This is a genomic window from Bradyrhizobium sp. TM233 (assembly GCF_036247965.1).
GTDB lineage: Bacteria > Pseudomonadota > Alphaproteobacteria > Rhizobiales > Xanthobacteraceae > Bradyrhizobium > Bradyrhizobium ottawaense.
In genome coordinates, this window is record NZ_BTIG01000020.1 from 197,831 (window position 1) to 222,976 (window position 25,146).

Below are 25,146 nucleotides of genomic sequence, written 5' to 3' on the forward strand. Positions count from 1 at the left end.
TTTTGTTGTTTGAGGCCGTTATCATCTAATCACGGATGGCCCCTGGTCCGGTAGCGCGACGTCGATGACGCGGAATTGCACGCGCTCGGCGCCCTGGTAGCGATCGACCGACAATGAGCCCGCGACATGCAATTGCTGGCCGCGATTGGCGAGCAGCGCGTTGCCGAGCTTCTGGCCGACCGAGCGGAACGCAATGCCGTTGACGATGGCGCCATCGCCCGACTTGAAGCGCAGCCTCAAATGGGCCTGCCCGACCTCGTCGGCAAAGACGAGCTGGTGTGCCGGCAGCGCCAGCACGGCTTCCGGATTGCCGCTGCCGAACGGACCGGCACGGTTCAACGTCGCTGCGAGCTCCGTCGTCACGGCGCGCGCGGAGACCGCGCCGTCGATATAGAGCTCGTTGACGTGCCGCGCCTCGGCGACGTCCTGCGCCAGCGCGTTCTCGAGATAGGCGCGGAATTCGGCGAGCTTCTCTTTCCGGAGCGTCACGCCTGCGGCCATCGCGTGCCCGCCGCCCTTGAGCAGAATGCCATCAGTGACCGCCTGACGCACGGCCTTGCCGATATCGACGCCCGCGATCGAGCGGCCCGAGCCGGTGCCGATACCGCCGGGCTCGAGGGCAATGGCGAAAGCGGGCCGCGAAAATTTTTCCTTCAGCCGGGAGGCAACGAGGCCGACGACGCCGGGGTGCCAGCCTTCGGACGCCGTGACGATGACGCCGAGCTTGTCCTCCAGCCCGATCGAGGCCAGCGCCTCGGCTTCGGCCTGCGCTTCGGCGGCTTGCTCGATGACGCGGCGCTCGCTGTTGAGGCGATCGAGCTCGGCCGCGATCCGCGCCGCCTCGACGCTGTCGCCTTCCAGCAATAGCCGCACGCCGAGATCGGCGCGGCCGATGCGGCCGCCGGCATTGATGCGAGGCCCCAGCATGAAGCCGAGATGCCAGGCCTCCGGCGGGCCGTTGAGCCGCGCCACGTCCATCAACGCGGTATGGCCGACATGGTCGCGGCGCCGCATCGCGATCAGCCCCTTGGCGACGAAGGCACGGTTGAGGCCGATCAGCGGCGCGACGTCGGCAACGGTGCCGAGCGCGACGTGATGCAGCATGCCGAGCAGATCCGGCTCCGGCATCTCGCTCGTCCAGAAACCGCGCTGGCGCAGCTCGCGATTGACCGCGACCAGTGTGACCAGCACGAGACCGACCGCGGCGAGATGGCCAAGGCCGGAGAGATCGTCGAGCCGGTTCGGATTGACCAGCGCGTCGACCTCCGGCAGCTCGGTCCCGGCCTGGTGATGGTCGATCACGACCACGGACATGCCGAGGCGCTTGGCTTCCGCCAGCGGCTCGATGCTGGTGGTGCCGCAATCGACGGTGACGAGCAGCGTGGCGCCCTTGGCCACCAACCCGCGAACGGCTTCCACATTCGGGCCATAGCCCTCGAAAATGCGGTCGGGAATGTGGATCAATGGATCGAGCCCGCAATGGCGCAGGTGCCAGGCGAGCAGCGCCGCCGAGGTCGCGCCGTCGACGTCGTAGTCGCCGAAGATCGCGACCTTCTCGCCCTTCGCCGCCGCGTCAGCGACCCGCTTGGCGGCCGCCTCCATCTCCGTCACCGTGAACGGGTCCGGCATGAGCTTGCGGATGGTCGGATCTAGAAAGTCAGGCACCGCGTCGATATCGACGCCGCGGCCGGCCAGCACCCGCGCCAGCAGCTCGGGAAGCTGGTGCCGCTGCACGATGGCGAGCGCCTGGGCCGCCCCGCGGGCATCCAGCCGGTCGCGCCAGAGCTTGTCGGTCAGCGAACGCGCGACGCCGAGAAACGCCTGGGGCGCTTCGACCGGGAGGGCGGATGCGGGAGGAGCCATGATGTATTCAGTCCGTACGACGAGGGTAGCACATTGAGCAATCGCTCGATGCCTCGGCCGAGCGGTTTTGCACAGCGGAGCCACGACCCTTTTCCGTGGAACGCCAAACCAAATTCCACCCCCGTACTGCACGACATCTGCTGAAAAGCCTCACATTTTGGCCCCTGGAACGCGTTGTTGTCCCTCGACGTCATCGCTCAACATCAGCAGAGGCAATCGTGCAGGCCCAGGTGTTGAACGCCAGCGTCGCAAGGGACACAGTCTCGCGGTTCGCAACACCGTTCTGGGCAGCGCTCGGTCTCAACATCATTGCGCGTGGCCAGGCCCTGTTTGCACCGATGTACTCCATCGACGGCTATGACGTTGCCCGGAAGTCGTTCAGCGGCGATGCTCCGAATGACCTTGCAGCGGCGGGACAGTATCGCAGCGCTCGTTGCGGCGCTGGCCGTCGTGGTCGCGATGGCATGCGCCGCGATTGCTCCACTCATCGGCAATGTCGCCTGGTTGGCGCCGAGGCTGTTATCACCAATCGCGCTATGCATTGCGGCGCTCGGCTGGTTGCCGCGTTCGCCATCATCATCGCGGGCTACGTTGGCGCTGACGCCTCGATCCTGTTCGATCAGCGGCGGATGAATTCGGGCTGTTCGAGCAAGCGACCGGCTACAGATTCGCGTCGCCGACGGACGCGCAATGGCAAGCCGCGATCGATTATTGTGGGCATGGGACGGTCTGGCCGCTGCCAGGGGCAGTCGGGCTGGTCCACGAGCTCGCCGTTGTCTGCCTTCCCCAACACTGATCTTACGGGCCGCCGGGCCGGCCGGCGGCATTCCACCAGAAACTCGGGGTCCGGGCCGCACAAGGCGGCGGGGGAGCCCCCCGGCAGCCCGGAGTGACTACCTTTTAGGCATTCCGGCGAGCAGCAAATTAAGCAGGCGTTAGGCGGAATCTTCGAAAAAGAATCGTATTCGATCTGTAAGCGATTGTTCCGGGTTCATTGCAGATCAGACCTCATTGCCAAGGGAAGTCCCCCGATGTCTGCTGCGCTGGGTCTGAAAGCCAAGCCGATCGCCACCGAACCCGCCGACGATGATTCCGACATCTCCGCGCTGATCAATCGCCTGACCGCAGAGGTCAACCAGATCGCGGTCGACAAGACCAAGTCGATCCAGCAGATCACCAACCAGATGAAGATGCTGGCGCTGAACGCGCTGATCGAGAGCTCGCGCGCCGGCGCGCAAGGCGCGGGCTTTGCGGTGGTGGCGCAGGAGGTGCGCGGCGTTGGCCAGCAGGTCGAGACCATTGCACGCGAGCTCGAAAGCCAGCTGACGAAGCGCACCGGCGATCTCGTCGCCTCCATCGACCGCATGAGCCAGCGCTCGCGCGGCGAGCGCATGGTCGACCTCTCGCTCAACGCCATCGAGTTGATCGACCGCAACCTCTATGAACGCACCTGCGACGTCCGCTGGTGGGCGACGGACTCAGCCGTGGTCGATTGCGCGGCCTCGCCCACTCCAGCAGCGGTGTCCCACGCCTCGCAGCGCCTGGGGGTGATCCTCGGCGCCTACACCGTCTATCTCGATCTCTGGCTCTGCGACCTCGACGGCAACGTCATCGCCAACGGCCGCGCCGATCGCTTTCGCGTCGTCGGCCAGAACGTCGCCCACACCAAATGGTTTCGCGAGGCGCGAACCTTGCGCTCCGGTGACGACTACGTCGCCGGCGACGTCGAGAACCAGCCGCTGCTCGGCAATGCGCAGGTGGCGACCTATTGCGCCAGCGTCCGCGCCGGCGGTCAGGCCCACGGCGCCCCGATCGGCGTGCTCGCCATCCATTTCGATTGGGAGGCGCAGGCCCGCGCCATCGTGCAGGGCGTGCGTGTCGGCGACAGCGACAAGGCCCGCGTTCTGCTGGTCGATTCGAATTTCCGCGTCATCGCGGCGTCCGACGGCCAGGGCATTCTCAGCGAGCGCATCTCGATCTCAATGAATGGCCAACGCTCGGGCTTCTACCACGACCGCTCGGGCGCGCTGGTCGCCTTCCATGCCACGCCGGGCTATGAGACCTATCGCGGGCTCGGCTGGTACGGCGTGATCGTCTGCGGGGCGTGAGGCGGCAGGCCGATTCAAAAAATGCGAAAACAACCCCATGCACAGTAGCCAGACGGTTGCTTCCATTGGCGTTTTCCAGCTGGGCTTGGTCCTTGTTCCCTCGAAAATTTTGACACGTCGGGCAAAACACTGGCAATCTGCGAGCATCGCAGATTGTGTTTGCGGCATGAGGGAACGAACCTTCGCGGTTTTGTGACATCGCACCCCGGCTTCTGAAGCAGTTTCCGGCAAGCCGCGCCCGTTACAGGCAAGAGGCCCGCGTCCTTGATCGAATAGAGTCGCTCGCATCACGTTGATCGACGTGAGCGCGCGGGTTCGCACCGGCATTGATCATCTCGCGCTCGTTACATGCCAAGGAGACATGCCATGAAGATCGTCGTGATCGGCGGAACCGGATTGATCGGATCCAAGCTCGTGGCGAAGCTCAAACAACAGGGCCATGACGCGGTAGCGGCCTCGCCGAAATCAGGCGTGAACGCCGTGACCGGGGAAGGCCTCGCTGCGGCGCTGGCGGGCGCGGAAGTTGTCGTCGACGTGGCCAACGCGCCGTCCTGGGAGCCCGCCGCCGTGCTCGAATTCTTCGAGCGCTCGAGCCGAAATCTCGCCGCGACCGAGGCCGCCGCAGCCATCAAGCATCACGTCGCGCTATCGATCGTGGGGACCGATCGTTCGCCCGACATCGCCTATTTCCGTGCCAAGCTCGCCCAGGAGACCATCGTCAAGGCCTCCTCCGTCCCCTACTCCATCGTCCGCGCCACGCAATTCTTCGAATTCCTCGGCGCCATTGGCGACGCCGGGGCGGCCGGCGACAAGATCGTCGTTCCATCGGCGCTGTTTCAGCCGATCGCGGCCGACGACGTGGTCGATTGCCTCGCACAGATCGCATCCGGGCGGCCGCTGAACGGCACCATCGACATCGCAGGCCCCGAGAAGGCTCCCTTCAATGAGTTCGTCGCGCGCCGTCTGAAAGCCTCCGGCGACAGCCGTACGGTGGTCGGCGACCCAAAAGCACAATATTACGGCGCTCCCATTCAGGACACATCGCTGAACCCGCTCGGCGAGGCGCGGCTCGGGAAGACGTCGCTCGCAACATGGCTCGCGCGCCTCTGAGGGGGCCCGCTGCAATCAACACAGAAACGGCAATGAAGGAAATCCCATGCGCAGATTGTTGATCGCAACGGCGGTTTACGCCGCGTCTGTCCTGACGGTCGATGCGGCCGAGACGGCAGCACCATCGGCCAAGGTCACAATCGTATTCGACCAGGCCCTGCCCAATGTCCCCGGCAAGAGCATGAAGGGCGTGCTGGTTGAGTACGGTCCCGGAGGCTCCTCGCCGGCCCACATCCACGCGCCCTCCGCCTTCATCTATGCCACCGTCCTGGAAGGCTCGATCCGCAGTCAGGTCAATGACGGCCCCGCCAAGGTCTTTCACAAGGGAGAGAATTTTGCCGAACGGCCTGGCGATCGCCACGCCGTCAGCGCCAACGCCAGCGATACCGAGCCGGCGAAACTACTGGCCGTGTTCGTGGTGGATACGGCCGACAAGGAGCTGACGACGCCTCTTGCGAAGTAGCGCCAGACCGGCAGACGGCTGGCGATTGCCACCAGCGTCAATTGGGACCCTCGACGAAAACGACTGGCGTGCCTTTCGACAGGCTCGCCGCGACGCGTTCGGCGTCCCAATTGGTGAGGCGTACGCAGCCGTGAGATTCCGCCTTGGAAATCTTGCCCGGCGAAGGCGTGCCGTGAATGCCGTAGCCTTCAGCCGACAGGTTGATCCAGACAGTGCCGACCGGATTGTTCGGGCCTGGCCTGATCTTGAAGGGCGAGCGGGAACGGACGCCCTTGAAGTGATAATCAGGATTATAGCGATAGTACGGATTGCGGCTGATTTCCGTGACTTTGAGCGTGCCCGAAGGCGAAGGCTTGTCTTCGCTTCCGACCGTCGCGGGATAGAATCCGATCATGACATTTGATTTATCGAACAGCTTTACCGTCTGCCTGACCTTGTCGACCTCGACCCTGTCGGCCTTGGCAGGTGCATCATTGCCCTCGTTGCCAATGTTCACCACGACGATAATCTCGCCGGCCCGGTCGAAATGGCGCCCGGGGTTGAGCATCTCCAGGAGTTGCTCGCTCATGTGAAATTTCTCGGCCAGTGCTTCGCGCGGGCTGGTGTAGCCGAGCTTCGGGATGTCCTTCATGTCTTCCATCTTCGGCGGGAGCCTGGTCAGGAAAGGACCCGCCACGTCCTGCTGGGCGACGGTGTAGGTCGCGGTCGCCGGCCGGTCATCCGTTTGCAGCGCCTTCCAAACATCGTCCGATAGGGTATCGGAACTCGGCAATTGCTGCGCTTCCGCATAGGCCCGCAGCGCTTTCCTGGCATTCTCTCCGAACTTGCCGTCGATCTCGCCTAGCGAGAAGTGCGCCCGATCCAGGAGGACCTGCAAGCGCACGCCCGCCGGGGTCGGCTTCTCCTTCGAAAGGCTCTTTTTCGTTGGCTGGGCAGAATTGACCGCATCCGCCGTCATCTCGGCAGCAAACGCTGGCGAGGCCGCCAGGGCAAAGACAAGCAAGATGCAAATCTGCCCCGTTTTCGTCAGGGACATCGCCGCCTCCTTTCAGGTTTCCTGCGGTTGCGCGTTGAACCCTGGGGCTGCAGCGGCAACCAGCTCGCGATACCGTTGTTCATACTGCCGCGCCATTCGGCGTGCGGTGAAGCGTTCCTCGAAGCGGGCACGCACCTTCCTTCGATCCAGCTTGTCCAGTTCGTCGACGGCCTTGACCGCCTGCTCCTCGTTCTCGACGATGAAACCGGTCACACCGTGCTCGATCACCTCAGGGACGGAGCCGGAACGGTACGCGATCACGGGCGTGCCGCAGGCCATCGCCTCGATCATGACCAGCCCGAAAGGTTCCGGCCAGTCGATCGGAAACAAAAGCGCGGCCGCCTGGCTGAGGAAGGCCTGCTTTTTGATGTCATCGACTTCACCGATAAGCTGGATCTTCTCGCCGTCGATCCGAGGCTCGAGGTGTTTCCTGAAGTAGGCGGTCTCGGCGCGTGGGATCTTCGCGGCGATGCGGAGGGGCATCCGGGCCGCGTGCGCGATCCGGATAGCGTCCTCCGGCCCCTTCTCGGCGGTCAGACGACCAAGAAAAGCCAGATAGGATCCCTCCTCACAGGAGGGGCGCAACAGCTCCGACGGCAATCCGTGCTGAATCGTTCCGATCCATTTCGCATCGGGAAGCGGCAAGCGCTGGCGATCGGAAATCGACACGAAGCTTGCCTCGGGGAATTGCCGGATCACGTCCGGTAACCCCGGCAAGTCGAGGCGGCCGTGCATGGTCGTGAGGAACGGCACGCCAAGGCGAGTGAGCAGCGGCAGTGGGAGCCAGTCGACATGCGCGTGGATCACGTCGAATTCCCTCGCCCGCTTCGCGATCGCTTCCAGCAGCATCGCGCTGGCCGCCCCGGGATCCGCGCCCTTTCGGCCGAGTCGCAGCGCGCGTGGCCATACCGGGTGAAGCTTGCCGGTCGTTCGGGAGTCGCCACTGGCAAATAGCGTGACGTCGTGTCCAAGCTTGACGAGCTCATCGACCAGCCAGGCGACTACCCGCTCGGTGCCGCCATAGAGCTTCGGAGGGACGCTTTCGGCCAGGGGAGCAAGCTGAGCGATGCGCATGATAGCCCGCCGCTATATCGCTAATCGGAAGATCAGCACGATGGCTGCGGACAGGAGGTTCGAAATCGCGAGCAACGTCCAAGCCGGTCTGGCGCTCGCGCGCGCCAGGCGGCACAGAAGCCTCTCAAGCGACATCAACATGAGTCATCGGAAAGCCGCTCGAGATAGGCAAGCCCGAAACCCGTGAGTTCCTGGGCGTCGCCGTCGCTCTCTCGTGCTTCCCGTCTCCCTCGCAGATGGCGCTCGAGCAGGCAGCGACGGCCATCCGCAGCATCGATATCGCGATGCCGCGCGCGGTACACGCACCATGCGGTATCGACCGCTGTTCGTAGCGGACCGTCGTCGACCATGTTCCCAGCTCCGACGTGAAGATGTTCATGGGACGCCAACTCGTCGCGACGGCGGAAGTTTCCAGTTTTTCCCGAAAGTCTAATGCTGCCCGCAAGGCGAGTTCAGCAAGCGTTTGCTCCTGCTGCGTGCAAATCAGGCGGCGCGCCGCGTGGCCATCTCCGCGGCGAGGAGCAACGCGGCCCGGCTGGCTCCGATCGACGCGACGCCTTGCCCGGCAATGTCGTAAGCCGTGCCGTGCGCTGGCGTGCAGATCGGGAATGGAAAGCCGCCGAGCAAGGTGACGCCACGGTCGAAGCCCATCAGCTTCATCGCGATCTGGCCCTGGTCGTGATACATCGTCAGCACGGCATCGAACGCGCCGGCATTGGCGCGCAGGAAGACGGTGTCGGCGGGAAACGGTCCCTCCGCGGCGATGCCCTCGCGCTGGCCGGCCGCGACCACGGGCGCGATGATATCGATCTCCTCGCGGCCGAAATTTCCGCCATCGCCCGCGTGCGGATTGAGACCGGCCACGGCGATGCGCGGCCGCGCGAAGCCGGCGTTGCGCATGCAGGCATCGGTCAGCTGGAGCGCACGACGGATGCGTTCGCTGGACAACTTTGCAGCAACGTCCCTCAGCGGAATATGGGAGGTGACTCGCGCGTTCCACAGCCGGTCCAGGACGTTGAACTCGCTCGCCGCGGTCTTGAGGCCGACCACTTCGGCCGAAAACGCGATCTCGTCGTCGTACTCGGCGCGGGCAAGCCGCATCGCCTGCTTGTTGAAGGGGGTGAAGCAGACCGCCTCGACGCGGCCGTCGCGGCCGAGCTCGAGCGCGTGCTTGTAGTTCGCCAGCGCAAATTTTCCGCCGGCAAGGGTCGCGGTCTTCGGCTCGACCTCCTTGGGATCGAGATGGCCGAGATCGACGAACAGCGCCTCGCCCCCCGCCGCGCGAAGATCGGCCCCCTGCTCCACCATCTCCAGCGCCGGCCTGACGCCGGCAATGCGCGCGCCCTCCTCGAAGATGCGGCGGTCCCCGATCACGACGAGCCGGCTTTTCGCGCGGATGTCGTCCTGCGCCACCAGCTTGGCCGTCAGCTCCGGGCTGATGCCGGCGGGATCTCCCATGGCCAATGCAACCAGCGGCTTTGCGGTCATATGATCACCTTCTCCTGGGCGGTCGTTTCGGTCGCGGGGGATGCGGGCTTGCGCCAGAGGCGTGCGAGCTGCAGCACAAGCGGGAGCAGCAGCAGCGCGATGCCGGCCATGATCAGGCATGTCACCAGCTTGTTCGCAAAGAAGATCCCGAGCGACCCCTTCGACATCAGCATCGACTGCCGGAACGCATCCTCGGCCTTGTCGCCGATAACGATCGCGAGCACCAGCGGGGCCAAGGGATAGAACAGCTTCTTGAAGAGATAGCCGACGATGCCGAAGCCCAGCATCATGACGACGTCGAGATAGGAATTCGACACCGAATAGGCGCCGACGACGCAGATGATCACGATCAGCGGGGCGATGACGACGAAGGGAATCCGCATCAAGGCTGCAAACACCGGGACGGTCAACAGCACCAAGGCGACGGCGACGATGTTGCCGACATACATCGAGGCGATCAGGCCCCAGACAAAGTCCTTCTGGTCGACGAACAGCATCGGCCCCGGATTGAGGCCCCAGATCATCAGCCCGCCCATCATGACGGCCGCGGTCGCCGAGCCGGGAATGCCGAGCGAGAGCATCGGCAGCAGCGCGCTGGTGCCGGCGGCATGGTCAGCCGTCTCCGGCGAGATGATGCCTTCGACCTCTCCGGTGCCGAAATAGCGGCCCCGGCGCGAGAAGCGGCGAGCGATGCCATAGCTCATAAAGGACGCCGCGGTCGGTCCGCCCGGGGTGATCCCCATCCAGCAGCCGATTGCGGCGCTGCGCAGCAAGGCAACGCCATGCCGCGGCAGGCGTCCGACCGCGCGAAACACCTCGCGCCAGTCGATCTTCGAGGACACCGCGCGGGCATGGAATTCCTCTTCGACCGCGACCAGCAGCTCGCCGATGCCGAACAGGCCCATCACCGCGACGACGAAGCTCACGCCCTTGACGAGTTCATCAACGCCCATGGTGAGGCGGACGCTGCCGGAGACGGTGTCGATGCCGATCGCGGCGATCGAAAAGCCGATCGCGAGCGCCACGACCGTCTTGATCGGCGCGGCGCCGCCCATGCCGACAAAGCTGGCGAAGGCCAGGAAATAGACGGCAAAGTATTCCGCCGGCCCGAAGGCGAGCGCGACCTGCGCCACCCAGGACGCGAGGAAAGTGATCAGGATGACGCCGACCAGCGCACCGAAGGCGGCCGAGCCGAAGGCGGTGGCGAGCGCCGTGGTCGGCCTTCCGTCGCGCGCCATCGGATAGCCGTCGAAGGTGGTCGCAACCGACGACGGCTCGCCGGGAATGTTGAACAGGATCGAGGTGACCGAGCCGCCGAATAGCGCCCCCCAATACATGCTGGAGAGCAGAATGATCGCCGACACCGGCTGCATGCCGAAGGTCAGCGGCAGGAGCAGCGACACGCCATTTGGCGCGCCCAGCCCGGGCAGCACGCCGACGAGAATGCCGAGCAGCACGCCGACAACCATCAGCACCAGGTGCGGCACGGTGACCGCGATGCTGAAGCCGTGGAGGAGTTCCCCGAGATTGTCCATCGGCCCTCCGTCAGAACCCGAAGGCGGCTGCGAGCGCGCCGTGCGGCAAGCTCACCTGGAACATGCGCTCGAACACGACGTAGAGCGCGAGCGCTGTCGCTGCCGCCATCCCCAGCGCGCGCGGCACCGATTGATGTCTGGGGATCGCCAGCACCGCGAAGACATACAGCGCCGAGGCGACGTACATCCCGGCGAGCGGGATTGCGGCGACGAAAACCGCGGCGGGCACGAACAGGCCGGCAAGCCGGCGCAGCTCGATCGGCGTGATCGCGATGGGAACGTTTGCCAGGGACGCAACCGGCAGCACGCCCCGCGCCAGGTTGTAGAGGCTGCCGAGCACGATGACGATGCCGGTCAGGAACGGAAACGTGCCGGCATCGACGCCCGCGCTCGACCAGCCGATGCCGTTGTCGAGGCTGGAGACGACGACGGCCACACCGAAGCTGCCGGTGAGGACAGCGGTCGCAAGTTCAAGCGCGCGGCGAGAGATCATCGGGGACTCCGCTCTGACGTCGGGCAATTGCCCGCTGTAGCCACGCATCCTTCCCCGGCGCTCGGTGTCGTCCCTGCGAACGCAGGGACCCATAACCCCGGGGAGGAATTTGACGAAGACTCGAGGTCACTTCGGTACAGCGACCGACACTTCTCGACAGATCACGCGGTATGGGTCCCTGCGCCTCCGCGCGCAATTGCGCGCTAGGCAGGGACGACAGCGGCGGATTTGGCATGATGGTCGACATGCTGCGGGAAGCCTTGCCCACATCGTCCCCCCCGCTGCATGCGCCCCTCCTCACTTGACCAGCCAGCCCTGCTCGCCCGCGACCTGCCTGACGTGCTCGAGATCCTCCTTGATGAACTTGTCGAACTCGGCGCCGGTCAGGAAGGTGTCGACCTGGGACGTCTTCTCGATGTAGTCCTTCCACTCCGGCGTCGCCTGCACCTTCTTCATGAGGTCGACATAGAACGCGGCCTGGTCCGGCGTGACCTTGCCGGGCAGCCACACGGTGCGTGGCTGCTCATATTGCTTGATGTCGAGCCCTTGCTCGACGCAGGTCGGAACATCGCCCCAGCCTTCGGTCGCGGTGACCTTGGCGCCCTGCGGCAGCCGCTTCGGGCTGAAAACGCAGAGCGGCCGCTGCGTGCCGCCGCGCCATTGGCCGAGGCTTTCGCTGGGATTGTTGACGTGGGAATCGAGATGTCCGCCGGCGAGCTGCACGGCGGTCTCCGCGCCGCTCTTGAAGGGGATATAGGTCAGCTTGACCTTGCCGGCCTTCTCGATCATGCGCGTCAGCACCTCGTCGGTGTCCTTCGACTGGGCGCCGCCCATCTTGAACTCGCCCGATCCGGCCGCCTTCAGATAGTCACCCGCCGTCTTGTAAGGCGCGTCCTGCTTCACCCACAGCAGGAACTCGTCCTGCGCCATCGCCGCTACGGGCGTGAGATCGGTGTAGTTGAAGGCGACCTTGGAGACGAGCGGTTGCTGCCAGGCGTTCGAGGTGCCGAAGATCACCTTGTAGGGATCGCCGGCGGAGGCCTTGCCATAGACATAGCCTTCCGCGCCGCTGCCGCCGCCCTTGTTGACGACGACGATCGGCTGCTCCGTCAGCTTGTGCTTGGTAATGATGTTCTGCACCGCGCGCGCGAGATTGTCGGTCCCGCCGCCGGGCCCGGCGGTGGCGACGAACTCGATCGGCTTTTGCGGTTGCCAGGCACTGAGCGCCGGCATCGTGCCGGCGAGCATGGTCGCGGCTGCGGAGAGCAGAAGTATCGACGTCCGACCCATGATTTCCTCCAGCTGGCTTTTGTCTTTTGTTGTTGTCTGTCGTATCGACGTCCGGTCAGGCGACGCGTTCCTCGCGTCTTCCTGAGCCTAAGACGATTGCGCCTTCTTTTTCGAGCGCTTCGATCTGCTTCTGGTCGAAGCCGTACTCGGCCAGCACCTCGCCCGTATGCTCACCATAGACCGGCGCGCCCGAGAGGACTTTGCCTGGGGTCTCTGAAAACTTGACGGGAAGACCGATCGTCTTCACCGGGCCGAGCGTGGAATGCTCGACTTCGACGACCATCTCGCGCGCCAGCGTCTGGGGATCCCTGAGCGCCTCCAGCATGTCATGCACCGGTCCGCACGGCACGCCCTTCTCGTCCAGTGCCGCGAGCCAATGCGCTCGCGACTGGGTCCTGAAGCGCTCGCTCAGGACCGCTTCGAGCACTTTCAGATTGGCCATGCGGTCGGCCCCGGTGACGAAGCGCGGATCGGCGGCGAGTTCGCCGGCGCCAAGAGCTTCCAGCATCAAGAGCCAGTGCTTCTTGTTGGCGCCGCCGACCACGAGCCAGCCGTCGGAAGCTTCGAACGCCTGGTACGGCGCGTTGAGCGGATGGGCCGACCCCATCGCACGCGGCGCCGTGCCGGCGGCGAGTGCGATGGTCGATTGCCAATAGGTTTGCACCAGGGCGGCCTCATAGAGCGAGGTCTCGACCCACTGCCCCTCGCCGGTCTTGAGGCGATGCGTATAGGCCGCGAGGATGCCCATGCTCGCGAGCAGGCCGGCGGTGATGTCGGACAGTGGCGGCCCGCATTTGACCGGCGGCCCATCCGGGCGCTCACCGGTAAAGCTCATGATGCCGCTCATGGCCTGGGCGACGAGGTCGAAACCGCGGCGGTGCTTGTAGGGGCCGGTGCGGCCGAAGCCCGACAGCGAGCAGTAGATCAGCGCCGGGAATTGCTCGTGCAGCGCCTCGTAGCCGAAGCCGAGGCGCTCCATCGCGCCCGGCGCAAAGTTCTCGACCAGCACGTCGGCATCAGCGATCAGCCGCCGCAGCACCTGCTTGCCGCCTTCGGTCTTGAGATCCAGCACGATGCCGCGCTTGTTGCGGTTCATCATCAGGAAGGAGGCCGCCTCCTCGCCGATCTTCGGCGGCACCGAATGACGGGTGTCGTCGCCGTTGGGCGATTTCTCGATCTTGATGACGTCGGCACCCATGTCGGCGAGCATCAGGGTGCAGGTCGGCCCGGCCATGACATGGGTGAGGTCGACGACCTTGAGGCCGGCAAGCGGTCCCGAACGGCGAGAGTTGGATTGCGATCGATCGCTTTGCATCGGGCCTGTCCTATTGACCGCGCCACTGCGGGGCGCGCTTGTTGAGGAAAGCATCGAGCCCTTCGCGAAAATCCTGGCTCGTGTAGCACATCAGGATAAGGTCCTCGCCTTCGTCCTGCGTCAGCCGCCGTTGCAGGCGGGCCACCGCCTGCTTGGTCGCGTTCAGCGTCAGCGGCGCATGGCTGGCGACGAGCCGGGCGACCTCGTCGGCGCGCTTTTCCAGCGCGGCAATGTCCTCGACCACTTCGCCGAGCAGCCCAACGCTGGCAGCCTCCGCGGCGTCGACGAGGCGAGCGGTGAAGATCAGGTCCTTGACGCGCGCGGCGCCAATCAGCGCGGTGAGACGGCTGACATTGGACATCGACAGGCAATTGCCAAGTGTTCGGGCAATGGGAAAACCGATCTTCGCACTTGCCGTGCCGATGCGGAGGTCGCAGGCCGCGGCGATGCCGGCGCCGCCGCCGGTGCAAAAGCCGTTGATCGCCGCGATGGTCGGCACGCGGCACTGTTCGAGCGTGGTCAGCACCCGATCGATGCGGTTCTCGTAGTCGATCGCATCCTGCGGCGTCTTGAACTCGCGGAACTGGTTGATGTCGGTGCCGGACGCAAAGGCCTTGTCGCCGGCTCCGCGCAACACCAGCACCTTGATCGCATGATCGCCGTTGGCCTCCTCGCAGATCGCAGCGAGCCGCTCGTACATGGCGAAAGTGAAGGCGTTGCGGGCCTGCGGACGGTTGAAGGTGATCCGCCCGATACCGTCGTTGCATTCAAAAACGAGGTCGTCTGCCCCTACCGCCCGGTCCATTTCCTCATATCCTCTTGTTTTTTACATTTTTGAATGCAAAATCTGCGATTAGCAAGCTGGAACTTCTAAATACGATCGCTTATCCCAGTTTTGCATTCAAATTGGAGCGCTGGTCCCCATGCTTCACGAGGACGTCGTTGGCCGCATCCGGGCGATCCTGCTCGACGGCGAAATCCCGCCGGGCGCGCGGATTCCCGAGCGCGAGCTGTGTGAACGGCTGGAGATCTCACGCACGCCGCTGCGCGAGGCACTCAAGGTGCTGGCCGCCGAAGGCCTCGTGCAACTGCTGCCGCATCGCGGCTCGCGCGCGGCAAAACTGACCGACAAGGACATGCGCGACCTGTTCGAGGTCTGCCAGGGCCTGGAGGCCCTTGCCGGCGAGCTCGCCTGCGAACGCATCACGGACGCCGAGATCGACGAGATCGCCGCCGCGCATGCGGCCATGGTGCTGCATTATCGCGATGGCGATCTGATCCAGTACTACCGCGGCAATCGCGCCATCCACGAGGCCATCGTCACCGCAGCCGGAAATCCCGTGCTCGCGGGGCTCTACACATCAGTGACAGCGCGCATCCGGCGCGCGCGCTACGTCACGCCGATGACGCCGCAGCGCTGGGCGCTCGCCGTGAAGGAGCATGACGCCATCCTGAACGCGCTCCAGCGCCGCGACGGCGTCGGCCTCTCCCACATTTTGCGCGCGCATCTCCGCCACAAGCGCGAGGAGGTGTTGCAGGCGGGCTTTGCCGAGACGGAAGGGAACGATCTCACGCTGAGAATTGCGTAAGGCGCAATTCGCGTTGTCCTGACCAGCGGAGAGCGCGTCCACACGTGGCCTTCCCGTCCGGCAGCTCGTTCACGCTCCGCGTGAATCTGCGCACTAATTCCACTTGCTAGCTTGTCGCGGCCGGAGCAGCATACTTCTCTGCCGACCTGCGGCCGCGTGGCCGATCAGGCCGGTCCCAACGCGCGAACAATCGCGCAAAACAAAAGACAAAAGCGGAGGAAACGCATGACAATCGATGTGTCCCGTCGATCCCTACTCGCGCTCGGAGCGGGCCTTGGCGCCAGCGCCATGCTCGGCACCAGCGCGATGGCGCGGGCTCCCAAGCTCGGCACCCAGACGCCCTACTGGCACCGCTTCGTTCTCGGCGATGCCGAGGTCACCGTCGTGTCCGACGGGCCGCTGCCGCTCGGCGATCCCTCCGGAACCTTCACCGGCGTTCCCAAGGAAGAGGTGAAGAAGATGCTGGCGGACAATTTCCTGTCGCCGGACAACGTCGTGCTCGAACAGAACTCGCCGATCGTGAACACCGGCGACAAGCTCATCCTGTTCGATACCGGCATGGGCTCATCGAAGATGTTCGGCGCCAGCACCGGCCGGCAACAGAAGAGCATGACCGAGGCCGGCATCAAGCCGGGGGACATCGATGCCGTCGTGTGCTCGCATGCCCATATCGACCATATCGGAGGCATCGTCGACGAAGGCGGCAAGCCGCTGTTTCCGAACGCGCAGATCTACATCTCGCAGACCGATTTCGACTTCTGGACCGACGAAGGCAAGCTCGGCAGCCCGGCCAAGGACTTCGTCGTTCACGCCCGCAAGAACCTGCTGCCGGTCCGCGACCGGATCGTGTTCTTCAAGGACGGCCAGGAATTCCTGCCGGGGGTGCAGGCGATCTCCGCGCCCGGTCACACCGTCGGCCACACCATCTTCTTGGTGTCGTCGGCCGGCAAGTCCTTCGCCTTCCTCGGCGACCTCTCGCACCATTCCGTGCTGCTGCTCGAGCGGCCGCGCATGGAATTCTCCTACGACACCGATCCGAAGCAGGCCGCGGAATCGCGCGTCAAACTGCTGACGATGCTTGCGGCCAACAAGACCCCGGTGATGTCCTATCACTTCGCCTGGCCGGGCTACGGCCATGTCGCCAAGGCCGGTGAAGGCTTCCACTATTATCCCGAACCGATGCAGATGACGCTGTAGGTTCTCGAGATCAGGTCCGGGCGGCGCGTGCCGTCCGGACCGTCGACGTGCCCTATTCCGCAGGCTCCGCAACAGCGCCGGCCTCCGAGGCGGCGGCATCCGTCCGGCCGCCCGGGAATATCCGCTTCACGAGCACGAACAGTGCGGGCACGAAGAAGATGCCGAGCACGGTTGCCGCGATCATGCCGCCGGCGACGCCGATGCCGACCGCGTTCTGGCTGGCCGAGCCCGCGCCGGTCGCCACCGCCAGCGGCAGCACGCCGAGGATGAAGGCGAGCGACGTCATCAGGATCGGACGCAGACGCTGACGCGCCGCGTGCAGGGTGGCATCGACGAGGTTGCGGCCGGCCGCGATCTGCTCCAGCGCGAATTCGACGATCAGGATCGCGTTCTTCGAGGCAAGACCGATCGTGGTCAAAAGGCCGACTTGGAAATAGACGTCGTTGGCCTGACTGAACAGCGTCGCCGCGAGCAGCGCGCCGAGCACGCCGATCGGCACCGTCAGCATCACCGCGAACGGGACCGACCAGCTCTCGTAGAGTGCCGCAAGGCTCAGGAAGACGATCAGCAGCGAGATCGAATAGAGATACAGCGTCTGGCTGCCGGTGAGCCGTTCCTGGAACGACAATCCGGTCCATTCGTGGCCATAGCCCTTGGGCAGCCTGGCCATCTGCTCCTCCACCGCCTGCATGGCGACGCCCGAGCTGATGCCCGGCCCCGCTTGCCCCTGAAGCTCGACGGCGGCAACGCCGTTGTAGCGCTCGAGGCGCGGCGAGCCAAAGCTCCAGCGATCGGTAGCGACCGCCGAGAACGGCACCATCGAGCCGGAGGCGTTGCGCACATACCAGCGGCCCATGTCGCTGGTATCCATGCGGAACGGCGCATCGCTCTGCACATAGACCTGCTTGACGCGGCCGCGATCGATGAAGTCGTTGACATAGGCGCCGCCCCAGGCCGCCGACAATGTGGTGTTGAGATCGCTGAGGTTGACGCCGAGCGCGGTGGCCTTGGCCTGATCGACGTCGAGGTTGAATTGCGGCGTGTCGTCCTGACCGTTCGGCCGGGCCTGCGCCACGCGCTTGTCCGCCGCAAGCTGCCCGAGCAGCTGGTTGCGCGCCTGGATCAGCGCCTCGTGCCCCTGCCCGCCAGTGTCCTGGAGATAGACATCGAAGCCGCCGGCATTGCCGAAGCCGGGGATCGACGGCGGCAGCACTGCGAACACCATGGCGTCGCGGATCTTCATGAAAGCCCCCATGGCACGGCCGGCCACGGCCTGCGCCGAGGCCGCAGGACTCTTGCGCTCGTCGAACGGCTTCAGGCTGACGAAGGCAAGGCCGACGTTCTGCCCCTGGCCGGCGAAGCTGAAGCCGCTGACCGCGAACACGCCGTCCACGGCGTCCTTCTCGTTGTCGAGATATTGATGCTCGACCTGCTTGATCACGTCGAGCGTGCGAGTCGAAGTCGCGCCGACCGGGAGCTGGATCAGGGTCATGATCGTGCCCTGGTCCTCTTCGGGCAGGAACGAGCTCGGCAGCCGCTGGAACAGCACGACCATGGCGGCGACGATCGCCGCGAAGGCGATCATCGCCCCGGCGACGCGCCTGATCGCGCCGCCCGCGGTGCGCTGATAGCCGTCCGCCATACGGTCAAAGCCGCGGTTGAACAGGCCGAAGAAGCCGCGTTGCGCGCCATGGTGTTGCGGCGGCTTCAGGATCGTGACGCACAGCGCCGGCGTCAGGATCAGCGCCACCAGCACCGACAGCAGCATCGCCGTGACGATGGTGAGCGCGAACTGCCGGTAGATGATTCCGACCGAGCCGTTGAAGAACGCCATCGGAATGAAAACGGCCGAGAGCACGACGCCGATCCCGACCAGCGCGCCGGTGATCTCGCGCATGGATTTCTCGGTCGCCTCGCGCGGCCCGAGCTGCTCCTCGGCCATCACGCGCTCGACGTTCTCGACCACGACGATGGCATCGTCGACCAGCAGGCCGATCGCCAGCACCATCGCGAACATCGTCAAGGTGTTGATGGAATAGCCCGCGAGCGAGAGCACGCCGAAGGTCCCGAGCAGCACCACCGGCACCGCGATGGTCGGGATGAGGGTGGCGCGCCAGCTCTGGAGGAACACGAACATCACGACGAAGACCAGCGCGATCGCCTCGAACAGCGTGTGGATCACCTTCTCGATCGACAGCTTGACGAAGGGCGTGGTGTCGTAGGGGTAGACGACGCGGAGCCCCTCCGGCATCGTGGCGCTGAGCTGGGCAACACGCGCCTTCACCGCTTCCGAGGTCGCGACCGCATTGGCGCCGGTCGCAAGGCTGATGCCCATGCCCGCGGCCGGCTTGCCGTTGTAGCGCGCCGCGGAATCATAGGACTTCGAACCGAGCTCGACCCGCGCGACGTCGCCGATGCGGACCGTCTGACCGGTCGTGGCCGTGCGCAGGATGATGTCCTTGAACTGCTCGACCGTCTGCAGGCGGCTCTGCGAGGTGATGGTGGCATTGAGCTGCTGGCCGCCGACGGACGGCAGGCCGCCGAGCTGGCCGGCGGTCACCTGGGTGTTCTGGGTCTGGATCGCCTCGGTCACGTCGCCGGGCATCAGATTGTATTTGGCCAGCTTGTCGGGATCGAGCCAGATGCGCATGGCGTATTCGGCGCCGAACAACGTCACCTGTCCGACGCCGGCGACGCGGCTGATCGGATCGTTGACCGAAGAGGCCACGTAGTCGGCGATGTCGCTGGCGGCAAGCCGGCCGTCCTCGGAGACGAAGCCGAGCACCATCAAGAAGCTCGCCGAGGACTTCACGACCTTGATGCCCTGCTGCTGCACGACCTGCGGCAGCAGCGGTGTTGCAAGCTGCAGCTTGTTCTGCACCTGCACCTGGGCGATGTCGGCATCGGCCTCGTTGGTGAAGGTCAGCGAGATCTGCACTTGGCCCGTCGAAGTGCTCGACGACGACATGTATTGCAGATAGTCGAGACCGGTCATGTTCTGCTCGATGACCTTGGTCACCGAGTTCTCCGCGGTCTCGGCATTGGCGCCGGGATAGGTCGCCGTGATCGTGACCACGGTCGGCGCGATCTGCGGATATTGCGCGATCGGCAGCCGCATGATCGCGAGCACGCCGCCCAGCATGATCAGGATGGCGATGACCCAGGCGAAGATCGGCCGCTTGATGAAGAAATGGGACATGACGGTTACTGCTCGGCTGTGGCGGCGGCAGGCCGCGCATCGGCCTGCCGCGTCGGATTCACGGTGAGGCCGGTTGCAGGATCGATCGCGACCTCGACGGTCTTGACGGGCGCACCGGGGCGGGCCTTTTGCGTTCCCTCGACAACCAGGCGATCACCCGCCTTGGCGCCGGAGCGCACCAGCCAGTTGCTGCCGACGTCCTCCCCGAGCTCCAGCGTCCGCTGCTCGACCTTGCCGTCCTTGTCGACGAACATCGCCACCGCCTGCCCCAGCGGATTGCGCGAGACCGCCCGCTGCGGCACCAAGATCGCGGCCGTGTCCACGCCGGCGACAACGCGGGCGCGCACATACATGCCGGGCAGCAGCGCCCGCTCGGGATTGGCGAAGACGGCGCGCGATGAGACCGAGCCGGTGCTCTCGTTGACGCTGGCATCGGTGAAGCCGTACTTGCCCTTGTGGCCGTAAGCCCTGCCGCTCTCCATCAAGAGCTCGACCTGCACGCCCTCGGCGGGACGCTTGAGCTGGCCACTGGCGATCTGGTTGCGCAGGCGTTCCATCTCGGAGGTGGACTGGTCGAGATCGACATAAACAGGGTCGAGCTGCTGGATCGTCGTCATCGCGGTTGCCTGGCTGGCGGTGACCAGCGCGCCGGGCGTGATGCTCGACTTGCCGATCCGGCCCGAGATCGAGGCGGTGACCTTGGTGCGGTCGAGCGAGATCGCGGCGGTGTCGCGGTTGGCCTCCGCCGCCTTCACGTCGGCCTCGCCCTGCTTGTAGGCGGCGACCGCATCGTCGACATCCTGCTGGCTCGCCGCATTGGTTTGCAGAAGCTGGGTCTTGCGCGCGGCCTTGAGCTTGACGCTGACGAGCGTTGCCTCCGACCTCTGCACGGCGGCCTCGGCGCTCGCCAGACCCGCTCTGTACTGCACCGGATCGATCTCATAGAGCAGGTCGCCTTCCCTGACCTCGGCGCCTTCCACGAAGTCGCGCTTGAGCAGAATGCCCGTGACCTGCGGCCGGACCTCGGAAACCTGATAGGCAACGACGCGGCCCGGCAGGACCGTCGAGATCTTCGCTTCCTGCGGTTTCAGGGTCATGATGCCGACCTCCGGCACCATCTGCTGCAATGCCGCTTGCGGGTTCTGCTCCCCGCAAGCGGCAAGCAGCAGGGCAATCAAGGGAACAGCGCGGACGATCGGGCGACGCATGATGACGATCCATGGGTAAGTTGCGGCCCCTGAAGGGCACCGCGCACGGAAACATTTGGAAACTATTCAGTTTCCATTGGGAAACTTGGTAGTTTCCTTCCCTGAAGTCAAGTGCTAGGCTGTCTACGCAACGGCATTCAAGCAGTCGTGAAGCAGCTCAAATTCAAGCAGGTGCGTCCATGGCAAGAGAATCCAGCAGTCGGAGCCGCGTTACTCCGCCGTCGGAGCAGACCAAGCCGGCCGTCGACCCTCCCGCCCCCGACGCGCGCATGTTGCAATTGCTGGCGGCGGCAAAGGACACCTTCACCAGCAAGGGTTTTGCCGCGACGACGATGGACGACATCGCCGGTGCCGCCGGGATGTCGAAGAAGACGCTCTACAGATTGTTCGAGAGCAAGACCGAGCTGTTCCGCGCCATGCTGCTGCGCAGCCTGCCTCAAGCTGAGTACGCAGACGCCCCTTCGGAAGGATCACCAGTGATCCGGCTTCGAAACATGCTCCGGGAGGCGGCAGACGTGGCGTTGTCGCCGGGCGAGATCGCGCTGCAGCGCCTGATCATCGGGGAACGCCAGGCCTCGCCTGCACTTGGGCGCATGTTTGCCGAGGTCATCATCGAATCCGGCACGGAGCACATCGTGGAGCTGCTCAAGGCCGTTCGCCTGGAGCCTCGTTTCGAGGGCGTGCCGCTCCGCCTCGTCGCCGAGATGCTGTTCGGCATGGTCTTCAGCCACGATCATTTCAGGCTGCTGACGGACACCGCGTTCAAGCTCAATCGCCGGGCGCTGGACCGGCGGATCGATCTTGCCATTGCGACGTTCTGTGCGGCCGACGAACGGGCCGGTGAGCCGCCCCGCTCAGCTTGACCAGGGTCAGCAGCCGAGCTTGTCGGCGATCCCGCCAAAGTCCTTGGCGACGATGTCCCAATTGCCGGTGGCTTCGAAATCGACCTTCTGGAGCGGACCGTACTCCGTCGGCCGTGCGACGAACGCGGTCTTCAACCCGTTCTTCTGCGCCGCCGCGAGATCGCCGTTGTGGGCGGCGACCATCATCACCTCTTCCGGCTTGAGGCCGAGCAGCTTTGCTGCGCCCAGATAGGTTTCCGGATCCGGCTTGTAGTGTTCGAACAGCTCGGCCGACATGACGAGATCCCACGGCAGGCCGGCAAACTTCGCCATGTTGGTGAGCAGCGCGACATTGCCGTTCGACAGCGGCGAGATCACGAATTTCGACTTCAGCCGGGTGAGGCCCGCGACGCTGTCCGGCCAGGGATGGAGGCGATGCCAGCCCTTGGTGAGATAATCGAGATCGGCGTCAGTGAGGCCTTTGATCGCGAACTGCGCGACCAGATTCTCAAGCGAGCGGCGGTGCAGATCGTCCAGCATGACATAGCCGCGCTCGGGATGTTTGCGCACGTCGTCCATCGAGGCCATGTACATGCCGCGCCAGCCGTCGACGAGCGCCGTCCAGTCGGCACTGATGCCGCGCTGCTTGCTCCACCACATGAAGTCGGTGATGAGGCTGGTGCGCCAGTCCACAACCGTGCCGAAGACGTCGAAGACAAGGGCTTTGACGGCGGAGAGTTCGGACATGGCGCTTCCCTGAATGTTGCTTGTTCTTGGTCGTCCCGGGATGCGCCGCGAAGCGCAGGCCCGGAACGAGGGTCGCGTATCCTAACTTAGTCCAGATGGAACTTCGCAAGCTCGCGATGCTCGGCCTTGATGTAGCGCACCGTGCCGGTGACGGAGCGCATCACCACCGTCTCGGTCTCGATCACGCCGTCCTTGCGGAATTTGACGCCCGAGAGCAGCGAGCCCGTGGTGACGCCGGTGGCGGCGAACAGGCAGTCGCCGCGCGCCATGTCCTCGATGCCGTAGATCATCTTGGGATCGTTGACGCCCATCTTGGCGGCGCGCTCGCGCTTCTCGTCGGAATCGAGGATGAGGCGGCACTGCATCTGGCCGCCGATGCAGCGCAGCGCCACGGCCGCGAGCACGCCTTCCGGCGCGCCGCCGGTGCCGAGATACATGTCGACGCCGGTGTTATCGGGGTCGGCGCAATGGATCACGCCGGCGACGTCGCCGTCGGTGATCAGGCGCACGGCGGCGCCGGTCGAGCGCACGCTCTCGATGATGCTGGCATGGCGCGGGCGATCGAGCACCAGAACCGTGATGCCGTCGGGCTGGACACCCTTGGCCTTGGCGAGACGGCGGACGTTGTCGGCCGGCGTTGCATCGAGATCGACGACGCCCTTGTTGTAGCCCGGCCCGATCGCGAGCTTCTGCATGTAGACGTCGGGGGCGTGCAGCAGCGTCCCGCCGTCGGCCATCGCCATGGTGGCAATCGAGCCCGGCATGTTCTTGGCGCACAGCGTGGTGCCTTCGAGCGGATCGACCGCGATGTCGACCTGCGGGCCGGCGTTCAGGCCGACCTTCTCGCCTATGAAGAGCATCGGCGCCTCGTCGCGCTCGCCCTCGCCGATCACGATGGTGCCCTCGATCGGGAGCTTGTTGAGCTCGCGGCGCATCGCATCCACCGCAGCCTGGTCGGCCGCTTTCTCGTTGCCGTGCCCGCGCAGCCGCGCCGACGACACCGCCGCCCGCTCCGTCACGCGCACGATCTCCAGCGTGAGGATGCGCTCGAGCAACGCGTGCGGGGGGACTGAAATATGGGTCGACATCGGCTCACTCCTTCGAAACGGTTTTGGACAGAAGTCTCTGCCCGCATCAACTCTCAACGCCCACGGTTCGTTCGTTCAAACCGTCTTATTGTTTGAGCACGCCCCTTCCGGAAAACCGCTTCGCACTTTGCGCTGGCGCGGCCCTCCAGGTCCGGGTCATGCTCTAGTTCTTCTCGATCCGGATCACCTGCGGCCGTCCGCTGATCACCTTGTCCTTCTGCACAGCGGCGAGCGCGCGGCGCACGGCGTCCTCATGCGTCGCGTAAGTGATCAGGATGACGGGCACTGGGACCGCCTTGCCGTCAGCCGGCGCAGCGCCGCCATTGGGATGACGCTGCACGATCGACTCGATCGAAATCTTCTGTTCGGCAAGCCGGGTCGCGATCGCGGCCGCGGTGCCCGGGAAATCGCGCGCCAGCAGGCGGATGTAATAGCCGCCCTCGTGCCGCTCCATCGGCGCCTTCTTGGTGTCGCGCAAATGAGAAACGGGCCGGCCGAACGGATTGGCGCGGATGCCGCGCGCGACATCGGCGATATCGGCGACGACGGCGGACGCCGTCGCGGCGCCGCCGGCGCCGGGGCCGACCAGCGTGATCGGCGGAATGCCCTCGCCGTCGATCGTGACCGCATTGGTGACGCCCATCACCTGCGCGATCGAGGAGGATTTCGGAACCATGGTCGGATGCACGCGCTGCTCGATGCCCTTGGCGGTGCGCACCGCAACCCCGAGCAACTTGACGCGGTAGCCGAGATCGGATGCCGCACGCAGATCTTCCGGTGCGATAGATGAGATGCCTTCGACATACACCGCGCTTTGAGCAACTTTCGTGCCGAAAGCAAGGCTGGCGAGGATCGCGAGTTTTTGCGCGGTATCGTGACCATCCACATCGAACGACGGGTTGGCCTCGGCATAACCGAGCCGCTGCGCGTCCTTGAGGCATTCGGCGAAGGACAGGCCTTCCTGCTCCATCCGGGTCAGGATGTAATTGCAGGTGCCGTTGAGGATGCCGTAGACGCGGTTGATGCCAGTTCCGGCAAGACCCTCGCGCAACGTCTTGATGACGGGGATCGCGGCGCCGACGGCTGCCTCGAAATTCAGCGCACCGCCGTGCTTTTCAGCGGCTTTTGCCAGTTTCAAACCGTGCTTCGCAAGCAGCGCCTTGTTGGCGGTGACCACTGACTTGCCGGCGCTCAGCGCGGCTTCCACCGCCGACAGCGCGGGATCGCCGGCGCCGCCCATCAGCTCGACGAAGCAATCAATGCCGGGATGTGTGGCGAGCGCCATCGGATCCTTGACCCATTCGACGCCGCGCAGATCGATGCCGCGCTTCTTCGCCTTCGAGCGCGCGGTGACGGCAACGACGCGGATGCCGCGGCTGCTGCGGCCCGCGAGCACGCGGGCCTGCGTTTCGATCAAACGGACAACTTCGGCGCCCACGGTGCCGAGCCCCGCTATGCCCACTTTCAGGGGTGCAACCATGATGACTTAGAAAACCTGCCG

The 25,146-nt window shown here is 65.1% G+C and carries 21 protein-coding genes; 6 read left to right on the plus strand and 15 right to left on the minus strand.

Annotated features, from left to right (window positions below; genetic code table 11):
* Positions 1–21 precede the first annotated feature (21 nt).
* Positions 22–1,863: a single-stranded-DNA-specific exonuclease RecJ gene (gene recJ, locus AABA86_RS29690; RefSeq protein WP_338309320.1), complete on the minus strand. Its 1,842-nt coding sequence runs from the start codon at positions 1,861–1,863 to the stop codon at positions 22–24.
* A gap of 1,031 nt (positions 1,864–2,894) precedes the next feature.
* Between recJ and AABA86_RS29695 the strand changes: the two genes are divergently transcribed.
* The 3 genes from AABA86_RS29695 (at position 2,895) to AABA86_RS29705 (ending at position 5,544) form a co-directional block, all read left to right on the plus strand.
* Complete coding sequence (locus AABA86_RS29695; protein ID WP_338309321.1) at positions 2,895–3,971, plus strand: methyl-accepting chemotaxis protein; 1,077 nt, start codon at positions 2,895–2,897, stop codon at positions 3,969–3,971.
* A 366-nt stretch (positions 3,972–4,337) separates the two neighbouring features.
* On the plus strand, positions 4,338–5,081 hold the full coding sequence (locus AABA86_RS29700) for an SDR family oxidoreductase (protein WP_212244293.1): 744 nt from the start codon (positions 4,338–4,340) through the stop codon (positions 5,079–5,081).
* 46 nt (positions 5,082–5,127) lie between these two features.
* The gene (locus tag AABA86_RS29705) at positions 5,128–5,544 is read left to right on the plus strand and encodes a cupin domain-containing protein (RefSeq protein ID WP_212244294.1); all 417 of its coding nucleotides are present in this window, start codon (positions 5,128–5,130) and stop codon (positions 5,542–5,544) included.
* Positions 5,545–5,581: 37 nt separating this feature from the next.
* Here the strand turns inward: AABA86_RS29705 and AABA86_RS29710 are convergent, their stop codons facing one another.
* The 9 genes from AABA86_RS29710 to AABA86_RS29750 all read right to left on the minus strand — a co-directional run bounded on the left by AABA86_RS29710 (position 5,582) and on the right by AABA86_RS29750 (position 14,580).
* Entirely contained in the window at positions 5,582–6,580 is a 999-nt protein-coding gene (locus AABA86_RS29710) for a L,D-transpeptidase family protein (RefSeq protein ID WP_338309322.1), read from the minus strand.
* Between the two features lie 12 nt (positions 6,581–6,592).
* Positions 6,593–7,654: a glycosyltransferase family 4 protein gene (locus tag AABA86_RS29715; protein WP_338309323.1), complete on the minus strand. Its 1,062-nt coding sequence runs from the start codon at positions 7,652–7,654 to the stop codon at positions 6,593–6,595.
* Between the two features lie 134 nt (positions 7,655–7,788).
* A complete protein-coding gene (locus AABA86_RS29720; RefSeq protein WP_212244299.1) occupies positions 7,789–8,004 on the minus strand; it encodes a hypothetical protein in 216 nt (71 codons plus the stop codon).
* 133 nt (positions 8,005–8,137) lie between these two features.
* Positions 8,138–9,142 (minus strand): 4-hydroxythreonine-4-phosphate dehydrogenase PdxA, encoded by a 1,005-nt coding sequence (locus AABA86_RS29725; RefSeq protein ID WP_338309324.1) that lies wholly within the window; start codon positions 9,140–9,142, stop codon positions 8,138–8,140.
* Positions 9,139–10,677 carry a tripartite tricarboxylate transporter permease gene (locus AABA86_RS29730; protein WP_212244302.1) on the minus strand — a complete coding sequence of 513 codons (1,539 nt, stop codon included), beginning with the start codon at positions 10,675–10,677 and terminating at the stop codon, positions 9,139–9,141. Before AABA86_RS29730 ends, AABA86_RS29725 begins: the two co-directional genes overlap by 4 nt.
* 10 nt (positions 10,678–10,687) lie before the next feature.
* Entirely contained in the window at positions 10,688–11,170 is a 483-nt protein-coding gene (locus AABA86_RS29735; RefSeq protein ID WP_338309325.1) for a tripartite tricarboxylate transporter TctB family protein, read from the minus strand.
* Positions 11,171–11,467: 297 nt separating this feature from the next.
* Complete coding sequence (locus tag AABA86_RS29740; RefSeq protein ID WP_338309326.1) at positions 11,468–12,460, minus strand: Bug family tripartite tricarboxylate transporter substrate binding protein; 993 nt, start codon at positions 12,458–12,460, stop codon at positions 11,468–11,470.
* 55 nt (positions 12,461–12,515) lie between these two features.
* Complete coding sequence (locus AABA86_RS29745) at positions 12,516–13,775, minus strand: CaiB/BaiF CoA transferase family protein (protein WP_338309327.1); 1,260 nt, start codon at positions 13,773–13,775, stop codon at positions 12,516–12,518.
* A gap of 10 nt (positions 13,776–13,785) precedes the next feature.
* Positions 13,786–14,580, minus strand: coding sequence for an enoyl-CoA hydratase/isomerase family protein (locus AABA86_RS29750; protein ID WP_338309328.1), 795 nt, complete (start codon positions 14,578–14,580; stop codon positions 13,786–13,788).
* A gap of 118 nt (positions 14,581–14,698) precedes the next feature.
* Here AABA86_RS29750 and AABA86_RS29755 point away from each other — a divergent pair, with 118 nt between their 5' ends.
* Entirely contained in the window at positions 14,699–15,364 is a 666-nt protein-coding gene (locus tag AABA86_RS29755; RefSeq protein ID WP_338309329.1) for a GntR family transcriptional regulator, read from the plus strand.
* A 225-nt stretch (positions 15,365–15,589) separates the two neighbouring features.
* Positions 15,590–16,561 (plus strand): MBL fold metallo-hydrolase, encoded by a 972-nt coding sequence (locus AABA86_RS29760; protein WP_028144796.1) that lies wholly within the window; start codon positions 15,590–15,592, stop codon positions 16,559–16,561.
* Between the two features lie 52 nt (positions 16,562–16,613).
* On the opposite strand, the gene AABA86_RS29765 is transcribed toward AABA86_RS29760, so the two are convergent.
* Entirely contained in the window at positions 16,614–19,760 is a 3,147-nt protein-coding gene (locus AABA86_RS29765; protein ID WP_338309330.1) for an efflux RND transporter permease subunit, read from the minus strand.
* Positions 19,761–19,765: 5 nt separating this feature from the next.
* Complete coding sequence (locus AABA86_RS29770) at positions 19,766–20,968, minus strand: efflux RND transporter periplasmic adaptor subunit (protein ID WP_338309331.1); 1,203 nt, start codon at positions 20,966–20,968, stop codon at positions 19,766–19,768.
* Between the two features lie 269 nt (positions 20,969–21,237).
* Between AABA86_RS29770 and AABA86_RS29775 the strand changes: the two genes are divergently transcribed.
* Positions 21,238–21,831, plus strand: coding sequence for a TetR/AcrR family transcriptional regulator (locus AABA86_RS29775; protein WP_338309347.1), 594 nt, complete (start codon positions 21,238–21,240; stop codon positions 21,829–21,831).
* Between the two features lie 6 nt (positions 21,832–21,837).
* Here the strand turns inward: AABA86_RS29775 and AABA86_RS29780 are convergent, their stop codons facing one another.
* From AABA86_RS29780 to AABA86_RS29790, 3 genes are all read right to left on the minus strand, one after another.
* Positions 21,838–22,557: a haloacid dehalogenase type II gene (locus AABA86_RS29780; protein WP_338309332.1), complete on the minus strand. Its 720-nt coding sequence runs from the start codon at positions 22,555–22,557 to the stop codon at positions 21,838–21,840.
* 86 nt (positions 22,558–22,643) lie between these two features.
* Entirely contained in the window at positions 22,644–23,645 is a 1,002-nt protein-coding gene (gene glpX / locus AABA86_RS29785) for a class II fructose-bisphosphatase (protein ID WP_018323059.1), read from the minus strand.
* A 163-nt stretch (positions 23,646–23,808) separates the two neighbouring features.
* Positions 23,809–25,125: a homoserine dehydrogenase gene (locus AABA86_RS29790; protein ID WP_338309333.1), complete on the minus strand. Its 1,317-nt coding sequence runs from the start codon at positions 25,123–25,125 to the stop codon at positions 23,809–23,811.
* Positions 25,126–25,146 lie beyond the last annotated feature (21 nt).

Bases quoted from the DNA above. Each gene is read 5' to 3' on its own strand.
- AABA86_RS29705 (WP_212244294.1), top strand. From the start codon at position 5,128: ATGCGCAGATTGTTGATCGCAACGGCGGTTTACGCCGCGTCTGTCCTG.
- AABA86_RS29720 (WP_212244299.1), bottom strand. From the start codon at position 8,004: ATGGTCGACGACGGTCCGCTACGAACAGCGGTCGATACCGCATGGTGC.
- AABA86_RS29790 (WP_338309333.1), bottom strand. From the start codon at position 25,125: ATGGTTGCACCCCTGAAAGTGGGCATAGCGGGGCTCGGCACCGTGGGC.
- AABA86_RS29700 (WP_212244293.1), top strand. From the start codon at position 4,338: ATGAAGATCGTCGTGATCGGCGGAACCGGATTGATCGGATCCAAGCTC.
- AABA86_RS29750 (WP_338309328.1), bottom strand. From the start codon at position 14,580: ATGGACCGGGCGGTAGGGGCAGACGACCTCGTTTTTGAATGCAACGAC.
- AABA86_RS29740 (WP_338309326.1), bottom strand. From the start codon at position 12,460: ATGGGTCGGACGTCGATACTTCTGCTCTCCGCAGCCGCGACCATGCTC.
- glpX (WP_018323059.1), bottom strand. From the start codon at position 23,645: ATGTCGACCCATATTTCAGTCCCCCCGCACGCGTTGCTCGAGCGCATC.
- recJ (WP_338309320.1), bottom strand. From the start codon at position 1,863: ATGGCTCCTCCCGCATCCGCCCTCCCGGTCGAAGCGCCCCAGGCGTTT.
- AABA86_RS29725 (WP_338309324.1), bottom strand. From the start codon at position 9,142: ATGACCGCAAAGCCGCTGGTTGCATTGGCCATGGGAGATCCCGCCGGC.
- AABA86_RS29770 (WP_338309331.1), bottom strand. From the start codon at position 20,968: ATGCGTCGCCCGATCGTCCGCGCTGTTCCCTTGATTGCCCTGCTGCTT.
- AABA86_RS29730 (WP_212244302.1), bottom strand. From the start codon at position 10,677: ATGGACAATCTCGGGGAACTCCTCCACGGCTTCAGCATCGCGGTCACC.
- AABA86_RS29735 (WP_338309325.1), bottom strand. From the start codon at position 11,170: ATGATCTCTCGCCGCGCGCTTGAACTTGCGACCGCTGTCCTCACCGGC.
- AABA86_RS29715 (WP_338309323.1), bottom strand. From the start codon at position 7,654: ATGCGCATCGCTCAGCTTGCTCCCCTGGCCGAAAGCGTCCCTCCGAAG.
- AABA86_RS29775 (WP_338309347.1), top strand. From the start codon at position 21,238: ATGTTGCAATTGCTGGCGGCGGCAAAGGACACCTTCACCAGCAAGGGT.
- AABA86_RS29765 (WP_338309330.1), bottom strand. From the start codon at position 19,760: ATGTCCCATTTCTTCATCAAGCGGCCGATCTTCGCCTGGGTCATCGCC.
- AABA86_RS29710 (WP_338309322.1), bottom strand. From the start codon at position 6,580: ATGTCCCTGACGAAAACGGGGCAGATTTGCATCTTGCTTGTCTTTGCC.
- AABA86_RS29695 (WP_338309321.1), top strand. From the start codon at position 2,895: ATGTCTGCTGCGCTGGGTCTGAAAGCCAAGCCGATCGCCACCGAACCC.
- AABA86_RS29780 (WP_338309332.1), bottom strand. From the start codon at position 22,557: ATGTCCGAACTCTCCGCCGTCAAAGCCCTTGTCTTCGACGTCTTCGGC.
- AABA86_RS29745 (WP_338309327.1), bottom strand. From the start codon at position 13,775: ATGCAAAGCGATCGATCGCAATCCAACTCTCGCCGTTCGGGACCGCTT.
- AABA86_RS29755 (WP_338309329.1), top strand. From the start codon at position 14,699: ATGCTTCACGAGGACGTCGTTGGCCGCATCCGGGCGATCCTGCTCGAC.
- AABA86_RS29760 (WP_028144796.1), top strand. From the start codon at position 15,590: ATGACAATCGATGTGTCCCGTCGATCCCTACTCGCGCTCGGAGCGGGC.